10 protein-coding genes are annotated in these 13,842 nt (G+C 63.6%); 6 read left to right on the top strand and 4 right to left on the bottom strand.

What is annotated here, in order from left to right:
* Positions 1–142: 142 nt before the first annotated feature.
* Both MFF30_RS23300 and MFF30_RS23295 read left to right on the top strand, forming a co-directional pair.
* Positions 143–1,174 (top strand): fumarylacetoacetate hydrolase family protein, encoded by a 1,032-nt coding sequence (locus MFF30_RS23300; protein WP_238282475.1) that lies wholly within the window; start codon positions 143–145, stop codon positions 1,172–1,174.
* Between the two features lie 360 nt (positions 1,175–1,534).
* Positions 1,535–1,783, top strand: coding sequence for a hypothetical protein (locus tag MFF30_RS23295; protein ID WP_238282474.1), 249 nt, complete (start codon positions 1,535–1,537; stop codon positions 1,781–1,783).
* 265 nt (positions 1,784–2,048) lie between these two features.
* Here MFF30_RS23295 and MFF30_RS23290 read toward each other — a convergent pair whose 3' ends face one another.
* The 4 genes from MFF30_RS23290 to MFF30_RS23275 form a co-directional block, all read right to left on the bottom strand.
* Positions 2,049–3,434 carry an alginate O-acetyltransferase AlgX-related protein gene (locus tag MFF30_RS23290; RefSeq protein ID WP_238282473.1) on the bottom strand — a complete coding sequence of 462 codons (1,386 nt, stop codon included), beginning with the start codon at positions 3,432–3,434 and terminating at the stop codon, positions 2,049–2,051.
* Between the two features lie 34 nt (positions 3,435–3,468).
* The gene (locus tag MFF30_RS23285; RefSeq protein WP_238282472.1) at positions 3,469–3,708 is read right to left on the bottom strand and encodes an acyl carrier protein; all 240 of its coding nucleotides are present in this window, start codon (positions 3,706–3,708) and stop codon (positions 3,469–3,471) included.
* A 3-nt stretch (positions 3,709–3,711) separates the two neighbouring features.
* Positions 3,712–5,547: an AMP-binding protein gene (locus tag MFF30_RS23280; RefSeq protein WP_238282471.1), complete on the bottom strand. Its 1,836-nt coding sequence runs from the start codon at positions 5,545–5,547 to the stop codon at positions 3,712–3,714.
* A gap of 63 nt (positions 5,548–5,610) precedes the next feature.
* Complete coding sequence (locus MFF30_RS23275; protein ID WP_238282470.1) at positions 5,611–7,017, bottom strand: class I SAM-dependent methyltransferase; 1,407 nt, start codon at positions 7,015–7,017, stop codon at positions 5,611–5,613.
* A gap of 353 nt (positions 7,018–7,370) precedes the next feature.
* Between MFF30_RS23275 and MFF30_RS23270 the strand changes: the two genes are divergently transcribed.
* From MFF30_RS23270 to MFF30_RS23255, 4 genes are all read left to right on the top strand, one after another.
* Entirely contained in the window at positions 7,371–9,659 is a 2,289-nt protein-coding gene (locus MFF30_RS23270; protein WP_238282469.1) for a rhamnosyltransferase WsaF family glycosyltransferase, read from the top strand.
* A gap of 513 nt (positions 9,660–10,172) precedes the next feature.
* Positions 10,173–11,633 carry a class I SAM-dependent methyltransferase gene (locus MFF30_RS23265; RefSeq protein WP_238282468.1) on the top strand — a complete coding sequence of 487 codons (1,461 nt, stop codon included), beginning with the start codon at positions 10,173–10,175 and terminating at the stop codon, positions 11,631–11,633.
* A 45-nt stretch (positions 11,634–11,678) separates the two neighbouring features.
* Complete coding sequence (locus tag MFF30_RS23260; protein ID WP_238282467.1) at positions 11,679–11,990, top strand: hypothetical protein; 312 nt, start codon at positions 11,679–11,681, stop codon at positions 11,988–11,990.
* A 166-nt stretch (positions 11,991–12,156) separates the two neighbouring features.
* Complete coding sequence (locus MFF30_RS23255) at positions 12,157–13,356, top strand: IS256 family transposase (RefSeq protein ID WP_238282465.1); 1,200 nt, start codon at positions 12,157–12,159, stop codon at positions 13,354–13,356.
* Positions 13,357–13,842: the final 486 nt, after the last annotated feature.

Here is a 13,842-nt window from a genome sequence, read left to right as displayed (position 1 = left end):
GCCCCGCCGTTTTCATGTCCGGTGTTTGTTCACCATGGGTGACGTGGGCGTCCGCGGCCCGTGTGTGCTTATCTGGGGGAACGACCAACGCTTTTGACGCGCGCATCGCCTCGCATGAAGGCCGGGCGCGAAGGAGGAAACCATGAGCACGCGACGCGATTTCCTGCACCTGACAGCGGCCGCGACGGCCGTGGGCGCCCTGGCGGGACCGGCTGCCGCGCAGGCGCCCGCTTCCGGTCCCGGGCGCCCGATCCCGCCCACCGGCGGCGACATGCTTCGCCTCGTCACCTTCGTGCCCGAGTCCGGAAGCCCGCCGCGGGTCGGCGCGGTCCGCGCGGATGGACGGGTCGTCGATCTGACGGCGGTCGCCGTACCGGGTTTCGACCCGACGCGGATGGTCTCGCTCATCGAGGCCGGGCCGAAGGCCCTGGACGCCGTACGGCGTGCCGCCGCGGCGGGCGATGGCCCGCAGGTCGAGACCGTGCGGCTTCTCGCGCCGATCCCGGCGCCGACGCGCAACATCTACGCGGTCGGTTGGAATTACCTGGAGCATTTCGCCGAAGGACAGGCCGTTCGCGGAACGAACGCGGAGTACCCCGCCCACCCCGTGTTCTTCACCAAGGGCGTCAACACGGTGAACGGGCCCTATGACCCGATCCCCTACGACCCGAAGGTCTCCACCGCGATCGACTGGGAGGTAGAGCTGGCTGTCGTCATCGGGACGGGAGGCCGGAATATCGAAGAGGCCGACGCCCTGCGCTCGGTCTTCGGTTACAGCGTCATCAATGACACCACCGCGCGCGACATGCAGGTCAAGCTGCACGGCGGCCAGTGGTTCAAAGGCAAGAGCCTCGACGGCTACGGGCCGATCGGGCCCTGGATCGTGCCCGCGACGGACCTCGACCCCTCCGACCTGCATCTCCTGACCCGGGTGAACGGCGTGGTGAAGCAGGATGCCTCGACCCGGCAGATGTACTTCAAGGTCGCCCGCCTCATCGCCGAACTCTCGCGCGGTCTCACCCTGGTTCCGGGGGACATCATTGCCACCGGCACGCCGCCCGGCGTCGGCAACGCCCGCAAACCACCGGAATACCTCAAGCCCGGGGACGTCATGGAGACGGAGATCGTCGGCCTCGGCACGCTGCGGAACCTGATCCAGGCCGTTCCGGCCTGAGGTCCGTGCCCCGGGGAGAGCCGGCCGGGTTTCCCCGGCCTCCCTGCAGGCAGGATTTACGGCGATGGCAGTGCACAACCGGCAGGGCAGCCATGCAAAACGTGGTTCTGCCAAAAGTATATTTGGGCTCGGCAAAAATTTTATTTGATGATCCGGATGACGGTTCATCGTCCCTTGCATTCAGGACATGGCTTCTGCTGAGTAGAACGCAGCTTTGGCCACCGGGAAGCGGCGATATAATCACCGAACCTTCGTTCCTTCGCACTATGGTGCGTTGCAAAATGAGCAACCCGCATCGCACAAAAACATGGTTCTATCTCCGCAATGGCCCGCCCCGGCTGGCCAAACCCGGAGATTCCCATGCGTACCACCCGTTTCCTCGCCCTGACGATCCTCGCTTCGGCAACCTTCGCCACCGGCGCTGCCATGGCAGGCGAGGCGCTCCACCTGACGCCGCCGCTCTTCCGCGAGCAGGCTCGAGAGACGCAGGCGGTGCGCAGCGTCAGCGACCTGACCACCACGCCCCAGCCCGTCGCCGTGGCGAAGCCGACCGCCCCGGGCCGCACGGTGCGGGTGGTCGCGGAAGCCGGCGAGTCTATCGCGCGCTGATCCTGCCGGAGCACACAGCTAGAACAGGTCCAACATCTCCGTCTCTGTGATGCAAGCGGAGACTTTAAGGCACAAAACTATAGCTGTCCCGATGCCTTGGTTCGGCTTACACCTAAGATAAGGGGTGGCCATACCGAAGTCAGGGCGCATAGACCGGCGCGCGACGCCATCAGACCCGCGCGCAGTGGCAACCGACAACGAGAGCGATAGCCGAAGTGGTTGTTGTCCCTCGGCCGGCGACCAGCCGGTCGATATCCCAGCGGCATCAGATGATGCCGCTGCGCCGGAAGGCCTCTTCGGCGGCCGGGAAGACTCCGAGGGCGTGGTGGGCCATGCCGAGGTGGTACCAGGAGGCCGAATGGGCCGGGGCGCCCTCCAGGGCCGCCTGCAGGTGCGTCTGAGCCTCCGCCGGACGGCGCTGCTCCATGAGCCATTCCCCGCACTGGAAGTGCAGCCGCGCGTTGCGCGGCTGCATAGCGAGCGCTTGCTTCAACCGGGCGATTGCCTCGTCCCGTTGTGCTAGGCCCCAAAGGGCGTAGGCCGCCAGGGTCTGCAGCAGGCGATCCTTGGGCCGGGCGAAGGCCTCACAGGCTGTGAGCGCGCCCGCCAAGTCACCGGTGCGCAAGCGAGCCTCGGCGAGGTTGTGGATGAAGCGCCCCTCCGGGTCGCGGGCTCGGGCCGCCTCGGCCGCGGCGAGCGCCTCGGCCCACTGGCCCTGTTTCAGCGCCTGCCGCGCCTGCCGGTTGTGCTTGCGGGCCGGATGCTCCGCCTCCGATTCAAGGTAGGTCTGCCGCCAGGTCCGGATGCTCCAGTCCACGAACGCGTCGGGGGGATAGAACAGGGCGCGCTCCGCGACCTGGACGATGACGAGGTCCGGGGCCAGATCCTCCACCAAGTCGTCGGGTAAGGCGTTCGAGGGGGCCACGAAGGTGGTCTCCGCGAAAGTCCGGCTCAAGAACGGAGCCAGGAAGGTCGTGAACGAGTCGCGCACCACCAGGGCGCGCCCGCGCCCGGTGGCGCAGGTGTAGCGCTGGAAGGCGCATTCGCGGTCGTCGAAGGTCTCGATCACGCTCGCGACGTCGCTTCCCGCGACCTCGGCCTGCTGCATCACCCCCTTGCGCTCGGGGCGCATGTGAACCCCGAGGTCGCCGAAGCTCGGCTTGTCGCGGTACCAGACGCAGTCCGGTCCGATCGGCGTCAGGCCGAGATGCGCGGGCGCCGCCGCCACGAGGGCCCGGTAGACCCGGTAGGCGGCAAAGCTCGTCCAGTGGGTGTCGACGTCGTAGTAGAGCGGGACCGGGCCCTTGGCGCCCGTCAGGAGGGCGAGGGCGTCGACCGCCCGGATGCCGTCGGCGCCGAGCGCGGCGGTCAGGCGTTCGGAGGCGGTCGGCAGGTCCTGCGCGATGCCCGGCGGCAGGAGCTCGCCGTGGACGCTCGCCTTCTCCGGTGCCACGACGACGAGGAAACCGATGCCGCGCTCGGCGAGCCGCTCATGGCGCGCGCGGAAGACGGCGCGCAGCTGCGGCAGCATGGTCTGCGACCACGCGCTCAGGTCCGCGCCGGACTGGAGCGGCTGGGCATCGTCGTAGCGCTCCAGGAAGAGCCATCCGTTCCGGCCTTCCAGGAGTGACAGGTTCGATCCAGCGAGCATGGCGGGTCTCCGGCCCCGATCCGGGCGCTTCGTGTCACTGCTTGGCGATGGCCACGACCGCGCTGACGAGTTCGCCGACGGTCTCGACATTGGCCGCCACGCTCTCGGGGATCTGGATGCCGAAGGCGTTCTGGAGGCGGATCATCAGGATGGTGTGCGAGAGCGAATCCCAGCCGTCGACATCGTCGGCGACGGCACCGTCGGCGAGGATGTCCGGCGAGACGTTGAAGGTTTCGGCGATCACGCTGCGGACGGCCTGGCGCATGTCGTTCATGGATCAATCCCGGTTGTCGCGGTGTTCGGCCCGGTGGCGGGCCAGGTTCTCGGAGCGGCTGATCTTTCCGCTGCTCGTCTTCGTGAGCCAGCCCGGGCGAACGAGGTGCACGCTGCGCACGGTGAGTTCGAGGCGATCGAAGACGAGGCGCTTGACCGCGCGCCTGAGCGCGCGGGCCTCCTCCTCGGCCTCGAGGCGGGATTCGGCCAGGACCACCACGTCCTCGCTGCCCACCGCCTCGTTCGTCACGCCCACCGCGACGGCGCGCCCGGGAATCACGCCCGCGATGCCGGAGACGATCTCCTCGATGTCGTGGGCGAAGTAGTTGCGTCCGTGGACGATGATCACGTCCTTGATCCGGCCGCTGACGAACAGTTCGCCCTCGTCGAGGAAGCCGATGTCGCCGGTGCGGTACCAGCCGTCCAGGAAGGCCTTCGCGGTCGCGGCCTCGTCCCGGTCGTAGCCGGAGAAGACGATGCGCCCTCGAACCGCGATCTCCCCGACGACGGCGCCGCGCGGCGGGCCGCCCGCCCCCTCCCCCTCGGGCGCGGGGATGATGCGGACCTCGACGCCCGCGATGGGAGCTCCGTTCGACACGAGGGCGCGGGCGCCGGGATGATCCGCGCTGACCGCCACGGCGCGCCCCTGGGTGGCGAGCGCCTCGGCCGCGTACCAGCGGACCGGATCGTGACGGCTCGGGTCCGATTGCGAGACCGCGAAGCCGGTCTCCGCCATGGCGTAGCAGGCGCTCATGTGCCCGGGCCCGATGCCGAACCCCGCGAAGGCCCGGGTGAAGGCGGACAGGCTCGCCGCCTTCACGGGTTCCGAGCAGCTCACGAACCGCACCATGCTCTCGAGGCGGTAGGCGCTGGCGCCGCTCTCGGCGGACGGGACAGTGTTCACGAGGTGCTGGAAGGCGAAGTTCGGCAACCAGCAATGGGTGCCCTGGAAGCGCTCGATGGTCTCGAACAGGCTCGCCGGGCGGGCGACCCATTCGAACGCATCCATCGACACGATCGTGGCGCCGACCGTCAGGGGAATCAGGAAGGCCGTGAACAGGCCCATGTCGTGATAGTAGGGGAGCCAGCTGACGACCGTGCTGCCGGGGCCGAGCGCGATGGTCGGCGCGTAGGCGGTCGCCTGGGCCTCGATCTGTCCGAAGGTCAGCACTACGCCCTTCTTCAGGCCCGTCGTCCCCGACGAGTGCTGCAGCAGGGCGGTGTCCTGTGGAGCCGGCGCCACCGTGCCGGCCGGGGGTCCGCCCGCGGCGAGATCGTCGATCAGCAGGATCCGGGTCGGCAGTCCGGCGCAGAGAGCCTCGAGCTCGGGCGCGATCTCCGGGTAGGTGATGACGAGGGCCGGGCGGATCCGGGCCACGAGTTCGGCATGCGAGGCCCAGTAATGGGCCGGGTCCTGCTTGGGCGTCGGGAACGCCATGAAGGAGGGGACCAGTCCGGCCATCATGGTGCCGAGATAGGCCGGCAGCTGGAGGGGATGGTGCCTGAGGAACAGGAGCACCACGTTCGAGGACCCGCCGGCCGCCGGGGCCTCCCCCGAGGCGCCGGTGACGGCCCCGGCCAGGGTGCCGGCCAGGATTCCAGCCACCTGCCCGGCGAGGGCATGGATGTCGGAATAGGTCATGACGGCGTAGCGGCCGCCCTGATGGTGCACGAGGCACGGTCTCTCCGGCGACAGCGCCGCGTGCCGTTCCAGGCGGCCGATCAGGGTCGTGCCGGTCCCCGGGCGTTCGGTCGCTGCGCTGTCGCCGGCCGGGAATTCCAACGCCGCGGGGGTGGTTCCGAGACCACCGGTCCCGCTCGGCGAATCAGCCCAATGCATCGACGGTACCTTCCTGAATCGGCGGCGTGCCACGAGGGGCGCCGGAGGGATCGCGCGGAGCCGTCAGCGCCGGCGCCGGAGGACGGCCATGTCCTGATATCCGATCGCACTCGGAATGATGTCGACGACCTCGACGTGCTTCGACCAGTGCGCGCGCGTATACGCCATCGTGTGCAGCGTATTGCGATAGTAGGTGTCGTTGCCGATCTTGCCGTCGAGGGCGGGGTCGTGCTGGGCGTCGTCGAAGCCGCGCGCCTCCCAGGCCTGCCACCACGCGGCGCTCCGGAACACGGAGGAGAAGGCGGTCGCCGCAGCACCCGCGAAGGTGATCAGGGCGATGCCGTCCGGCTTGAGCAGCCGGGCGATCTCGTCGAGCCAGGCCGCCTGGGCCTCGTCCGTCAGGTGGGTCATCACCGAGACGCCGAAGATGCCGTCGAAGCTCGCCTCGGGCAGGTCGGTCGGCGGGAACAGCGGGACGGTCGTGAACCGGCCGCCCAGGTTCTGTCCGCACCAGGCCACGTTCTCGGCATCGATGTCGGCGCCCGAGATCTGCGCCTGACGCCAGTGCCCGATGAAGTGGCGCGTGACGCGGCCGTGGCCGCAGCCCCAATCGAGGATCGCGGTGCCGGTCCGGTTCGCGACCCCGTAATGGGCGAACAGCGCCTCGAGGGCCCGGAAGGTGCTGTAGCCCGTGAAGGTGACGCTCTGGTCGTTCGACCAGGTCTGCACCCGCGTGAGCTGCGTGGCGTCGCGGGGGAAGCAGACCGACAGGCTCATGTCGGTGGGCACGCTGATGCGGCGGCCGATGCTCCGGACGGGCACGGGCACGTCCTGCAGACCCGTCTCGGCGCCCGGGTAGGAGAAGGTGAAGCGGAACGGGTTGCTGCCAGGCCGGCTTCCGGCGAGGTCGATCGTCAGCACGAAGTTCGAGAGCCCCGCATTGGGCCAGTACCAGAAGTGATTCTCGAATTCTGGCGATTGCAGGCCGTAATCGAACGTGAAGCGCACGCCTTCGTCGAAGCACACCGACAGCAGGTCGGGATTGCCGGCCGGAGGCAGGTGAGCGCCCGAGATCGTGAGCCGGGCGCCGTCGAACTGCATCCAGGGGACCGAGAACAGGGGGCTGTCGCAGACCCTGTGGACGCTCAGGGCATCGAGGCCGCCGGCATTGCGCTTGGGGAGGCTCTGCGCCGTGAGGCGGCCGAGGATGCGATCCGCATCCCGGACCTCGACGCGCACCTGTGTCGGGAGGCCGACGGGGGGCAGGTCGCAGGTGAACGACGCGCCCGCGCCGTCCGCCCGGACAGGAACCGTCGCCCAGCTCCGTCCGTCGCACGCGACCGTGACCCGGCCGGGATGCGCGACGTCCGGAGGGAACGCGCCCCTGACGCGGCCGGGCGCCTCGAAGGTGAGGGAGACGGGATCCTCGGCAGGCTCCCTGGAAGCCTGTGCGGCGGAGAAACGGGTCATCAGCCTTCCATCTCGGTTCGAATGGGCGCCGGTCCTCATCTTCGAAGCAGTCAGCACGATAGGCCAGGCGCCGCACCTTCAGCGAAGCAGGGTCAACTGATCAGAAGCCGCAAAACACAACCCTGATAGGTATTTATGCGCAAAACGAACATCTTCATAGGGCGCTTCAACCGTAAATGCAAGCGACAGGATAGAATGTTCCCTTAATTAGACGATTTCTCCGCGATTTCCGGCTTATATGCGAACGGTCGAAGGGGCCCAAGGGCAATTTTTCAAATCGTAGCTGCATAATGCAACTGGACCGGATCAGAAAAGGCAGATAACCCGGATTCGACGTCGGAACGGAGTTCATAATGCAAGTTGATCGGGCCAGCTTCGGCGCTGAAACCGCGAGCGACACGCTACTTACTCAGACTGACGGGCCATCAGAGGAGGCTCTTCGCACCATGCCCGGGACCTGGCGCCGGCCTGAGCGAATGGCGGACCACGTTTCGGAGATCGCCTCCGCCAGCGGGGAGGATCCCTTCACCGAAGGCCGTCGCCGGTTCGTGAGCCAGGGCCCCGAGCGCTGCCGCGACATCCGGGCCTGTTTCGACCGTGCCTTCGCCCTGCAGCGTCTCGGCAGCGTGGCCAAGAGCGCCGATCCCATCGACGTCTACTTCTCCGATCCGGCCTATGCCCGCATCAGCCCGAACGTTCTATTCGACGAGCAATGGTACGTCGACACCTACGCGGATGTCCGCGACGCGGTAGCCAGCGGGGAAGTCTATTCGGGCTTCGTGCACTTCATCGACTACGGCCTGCGCGAGGGGCGCTCGCCGAATGCCACGCTGGACATCGAACTCGTCCCGGGCGATGGCGAGCCAGACGACGGTCCGCTTTCCTTCAATGTCGAACTTTATACGAAGTCATACAAGATCGTTCGAAAATTTCTCGAGTGCTTCCCGCTGATCGACGCGGTGAAATTTTACAGAATCTACGGCCGCCGCCTGGGGCACACGGTCTGGGATCTGGGTGGGTTCGCCAAGAAAGCCTTCGGGGATCAGCTTGCTTACGAGTTCGACCACGAATATTACTGCTCGACTTATCTCGGTGAGAAGGTAAGCCGCTCCGCAGCGCTGCAACACTATACCCAATTTGGCATGCGTGAAGGCAACAGCCCCAATCCGAGTTTCGATGAGCTCTGGTATCGGACGTTCTACACGGACATCAACCGGGCGGTGAGTTCCGGCAAGATCCAGTCCGGGTTCCACCATTATCTCATGAGCGGTCGGGAAGAGGGCCGGCGGCAGTTGCACGACCTAAAATACGCCCTAGAGACGCGCATGGCGGGCGTGACCGAGCCGCGATTGGTGCAGCGCGCGCATGAGATCGACCAGCGCCTGAAATCTCTGCCGCATCGCTTGGTTCCGCGCGGGGCATCGCGGATCTGGTTCTGCCTGCCCATGCTAAATCCCGACATGAGCTTTGGCGGCTACAAGGCCGTGTTCGAGTTGATCAAGGCCGCCGCCCGCGCAGGCCACGCGCTCGGCATCTTCATCACGGAGGACGCCACCGACGATCTCGACTACTTCACCTACCGCGAGCGCGACCGCGAACTCGTCTCCGTCATCAAGGAGGCGGTCTACGTAAACCGCGCCAGGGGCAAGCCCATTCCCCTCAGTCCGGACGACGTCTTCGTGGTATACTCGGTCTGGGACGCCTACGTGGTGCAGCCCCTGCTCAAGGTGACGAACGCCAAGCGGTTCATCTTGTTGGCGCAGGAATTCGAGCCGATCTTCTACGAATGCGGCTCCACGCGCGCGCTGACGCAGGACGCCTACCGATTCGACCACGTCCCCCTATACAACAGCCGCTTCCTACAGACATACTTCGAGACCCACGGCCTTGGGCCTTTCGTATCGAAAAAGAGCACAGACGGCAGGGCCGCGGCGGACAAGGAGGTGCGTGAAGGCGCGGACTACTTCGTCTTCGAGCATGTGCCGACGCGCCTCACGGTCGAGCCCCGTCACGAGGGTACGGGCTCACGCACACTCGCGTTCTACGCACGCCCCGAAATGCACGCGGCCCGCAACCTCTTCGAACTCGGATATCTCGCCCTGCGCAAGCTGTGTAACGAGGGTGTCTTCGATCATCGATGGCGTTTCGTGGGTCTGGGTAGCTTGCAGGACGACCACGTCCTGCCGCTCGGCGGTGAGCACCACATCGAGATGGTTCAGAAGATGCCACAGGAAGACTATGCGCGTTTCATGAATAGCATCGATATCGGCCTGAGCCTGATGCTAGCGCCTCATCCCAGCGTCGTCCCCTTCGAATTCGCCGCTACGGGGGCAGTTGTCGTTACCAATACCTACGAGAACCGATCGGCGCTGGAACTCGAGGCGATCTGCCGGAACATTGTATCCTGCGCGCCGACGCTTGCCGGTGTTGAGGCCGCCCTTAGGACTGCTGTCAAGCGAGCCGAGGATTTCCAGACACGGGAGCGGCAGCGACTGACTGATACCGATCGATCTTGGAAGGAGACGTTCTCGTCGGATATTCTCGCGCGCATCCTAGCCTCTGTGACGAACGCGGCTCCCAAGGAGTCGGTGCGCCGACGCGAACATCCAGTACTTGTCTCACAGAGAAGCCGATCTGCCTAACACGCTTGAGAGGCTGGACTGAATTAGCACCGGAAGGCGATGACGGCGCATCTAACCCACCCATGTCATCGCGTGGTCGCTCCGGCGACGAGTGCTTCAGGCGGCCGCGCGCCAACTGCACCTCAAACGCCGTGCCTCCGGCGCAATGCAACGATAACAGGCCGGACGCCCGACAACGCAAACTCCCAACCAAAACACCCTAGAACACAGTTGTAGTACTAGCCCGAAGCATCGGGATAAATATCCTTCTGTTCAACTGATTCGCCGTAAAGGCGATATACTTTTCCCCAGAGCATGTCCGCCTTCGTTTTATCCCCTCCTGCCGTCATAATTTTGCTCGCATACTTCCACAATCCAAATGTATACGGCAGCAAGATAATCACTTAATTCAATAAATACGATACCTTGAATGTCTTTCAAGAACCGTGTTAATTTAAATTATAAAGCATCTTATTGAATATAAATTGATTTTTACGAGTATTTGTAACGATTGTCCATTGTCTCAGAACAATCTTGACTGACCCGAGAGCCATCGCAGAAAGTGATGTAAAAATCATGCCCGGATTAACTGCTCAAATTCAACGCCTTAACGAACCTGAATCGAACGACTTAATTATTACACTAAACCCTAATGATATGCTGGTTGGCCAACTTACCGGAGAAATCACACCGGCTTGGATCGATGTACTATGTAATAATAGGCACTGGGCCACAGTACCAGTTACAGTTCTTGGCGGCTCTTCGACTTTCACATGCCAGTTACCACCGCCGAGAGATAACCGGGAGACTGCCGTAGAAGTTTGGGGCACATCCGAGGATCACTGCCTTGCCCGCGTTACCGTTCCACCCCGCGCGCCGCTTGTTAACAGTTTTGGACTTGCTGCTTCAGAAGTCCTTGCCGTACATCCCTTACCCTTTCACGCAGCTCCTTATTTGCAATTTGATGGAGCACGACTAATTATCACTGGCGAGCACTTGCCGCCTGCAGGAGACCCCGGCGCTTTGCGGGTGATTTTCGGAAATGGAGTCGCCTACGAGCTCAAGTATCCGCTCCCTTCAATGGCTTTTGGCAACCATTTCTGGTACTGGCCAAATTCTCATCTTTCGGCATTTCAAATAATTATTGATCTTCCTGCATGTGCCCCAGGCTCTGACCCTTTTAGCTTCACCTTTGAGTATCGAAATGGCAATCCTCTTGAACTTGAAGGCCGCCATATTGGGGATGCGTTGGGACGCCGGGTTTCGGTTCCTACTCGCCTAGAAGCAGGAATCGGGTTACCGCGCGAGAGTAATCAGCTGACTCGAGTCCAGACTTGGTCCAACGATCAAAGCGTCACCTTCACGGGTTTTTCTGCATTCAAGACTATCGAAAGTTTATTCGGCCGTTATGGGATTATAAACTGCGACAGCATCTCCATACTCGATTGGGGCTGCGGGCATGGCCGTGTCACGCGCCACTTCATCCAACACTGGAATGCCGCCCGGGTGTGCGGAACCGACATCGATAACGAGAATATCGTATGGTGTCAGAGTCATCTCGCAGGTGAATTTCGTACTGCGCCGTTGATACCGCCGACTTCTTTCGACGACGCAAGCTTTGACGGAATTTTTGGCATTTCAGTGATGACGCATCTCTCCGCAGATGTTCAGGCAGCGTGGCTCGACGAGATTGCCCGCTTACTCAAACCAAATGGTGTAGCGCTCATTACATTTGGTGGGTCGAGTGCTGTGGCTTGGTCGTCGGTTTTTCGGGATCAAGATTTTTGGCAATACTGGGTAGAGAACGAGTTTGATGACCGCCTCGTTGATCCGGCGCTAGACGGGAAGATTTCTGATGCAACATACTATCGCCATACGTCGCAAAGCGCTGCGTACACCAAACGCGTTTGGTCGAAACATTTAGATATCCTCGACATAATACCAGAATTTATCGGCAACTTAGATGTAGCTATTCTTAAAAAATTCACCCGATGAAATAATATAAGTGGAATCACTATTTATATAGAACGGATCTTATAAATGGCACTCCTTAAGCGTCTTTTATATGGCGGTGATTCACTTAAAATGAAGCCTATCCTTAGGTACTTCGACGAGAGCTATTATCTGCGCGAGTACCCGCATGTAGCAGATCACGATCTCAGCCCCGTCGAGCACTATCTGATGATAGGTTGGAAAGATCGGTACGACCCTGGCCCTGAATTCAGCACGAAGGGTTACCTCGACGCTAATCCAGATATTATTGGAAGTAAACAAAATCCGCTGATTCACTTTTTGCAGCATGGAATGGCCGAAGGGCGGATAGGCTGGGAGAAGAACCCCTCACGCACGTGAACCATGTCAGAACCATTCCGTGGTCGGCTCATTTGGTCCGGATCCAAGCGAAGACCCGATCTTCACCGGTCGTGTCCCAGGCGGTAGTGTAGCTGAAGGGCGGTCATCGGCGGTTGCCGAGTAGGGTCGGGTTGCGACGACCAACCCCGAACCCGAGAGCCCCCCGATGACCGACGAGATCATGGCCCTGCGTGGGCTGATGGAGAAGAGTGCCAACGCCGATCTGCTGCTCGAGATGATCGGCTTTGCCGCCGAGCGGCTGATGGAACTGGAGGTGGGCGGCCTGACCGACGCGGCTCACAGCGAGAAGAGCGCCGAGCGGCTGGCCCAGCGCAATGGCTACCGCGACCGGGACTGGCAGACCCGGGCCGGTACGGTGGAGTTGCGCATCCCGAAGCTGCGCAAGGGCAGCTACTTTCCCGGTTTCCTGGAGCCGCGCCGGATGGCCGGGAAGGCGCTGACGGCGGTGATCCAGGAGGCCTACATCCAAGGCATTTCGACTCGGTCGGTCGATGACCTGGTGCAGGCCATGGGTGGTACCGGTGTCTCGAAGAGCCAGGTCGCGCGTCTGTGTCAGGAGATCGACGAACGGGTGGCTGCGTTCCTCGACCGCCCCATCGAGGGCGAGTGGCCGTATCTCTGGATCGATGCGACCTACGTGAAGGTGCGCCAGGACGGCCGGATCGTCTCGGTGGCGGTCATCGTGGCGGTCGGCGTCAATAGTGACGGCCGGCGCGAAGTGCTGGGCATGGACGTTGGCCCGTCCGAGGCCGAGACCTTCTGGACGGACTTCCTGCGCAAGCTGGCGCGCCGCGGCCTGCGCGGGGTCAAGCTCGTGATCTCGGACGCCCACGAGGGCATCAAGGCCTCGGTGGCCAAGGTGATGAACGCGACATGGCAACGGTGCCGCGTCCACTTCATGCGCAACGTCCTCGCCCATGCCGGACGCAGCGGGCGGCGCGTCGTCTCGGCCTTCATCGCCACCGCCTTCGCGCAGGATGACGCGGAGGCGGCCCGTCAACAATGGCGGCGGGTCGCCGATCAGCTCCGGCCCAAGGTGCCCAAGCTCGCGACCCTGATGGACACGGCCGAGCCTGACGTGCTGGCCTACATGGGCTTCCCGGCTGCCCATCGGGTCAAGCTCCACTCCACGAACCCTCTCGAACGCCTGAACGGCGAGATCAAACGCCGGACCGAGGTCGTGGGCATCTTCCCCAACGAGGCTGCCATCACCCGCCTCATCGGCGCGATCCTGCTCGAACAAAACGACGAATGGGCCGTTCAGCGGTCCCGTTACATGACCCTGGAAAGCATTGCCTCGATCGGCGATGATCCCCTCGTCAGCCTGCCCACCCTGGCAGCCTGATCGTCCCGGCCCAAGCCGGTGATCACGGTGGTCCTCATCGAGCTACATCACGCCCAGGGACACGACCGCGCCATCATAAGGTCGCTGACCCCGTTATCGTCGTAGGGGCCTGAATGAGGCTCCTATTTAAGGCTAACGCAAGACCCGCCACGGCCGGGGAGCGGGCGGGTCCGAAGGGGGAGCCCAGGGTCGCTACAGGCTCAGGAAGGCGTTGGCCGAGCCCACGACCGTGAAGGCGAGGCCGCCGACAAAGGCGGCGGCCATCGCGTAGGAGAAGCCCTTCAGCAGCATCGTGTGATCCGTCTCCCGTCCGATCAGCAGCGGTTCCCGCCCGAAGTCTGGCCGTATTGCTGCGTGGGGAAGTTCTGCTGGTTGGCGTTGCCCTCGGCGGCCGAGCTCATCGGGCAGCTGTAGGGGTTGCGCAGGGGGGCGACGCGGCGGGGTTCGAACGAGCCCATGGTCTCGACGTCGTAGGGCGCGAACCCG

The sequence above is a fragment of the Methylobacterium goesingense genome, assembly GCF_022179225.1.
In the GTDB taxonomy this organism is placed as follows: domain Bacteria; phylum Pseudomonadota; class Alphaproteobacteria; order Rhizobiales; family Beijerinckiaceae; genus Methylobacterium; species Methylobacterium goesingense.
The sequence above is the reverse complement of the archived record's forward strand: the minus strand, read 5'-3'. Positions and strand labels throughout refer to the sequence as shown.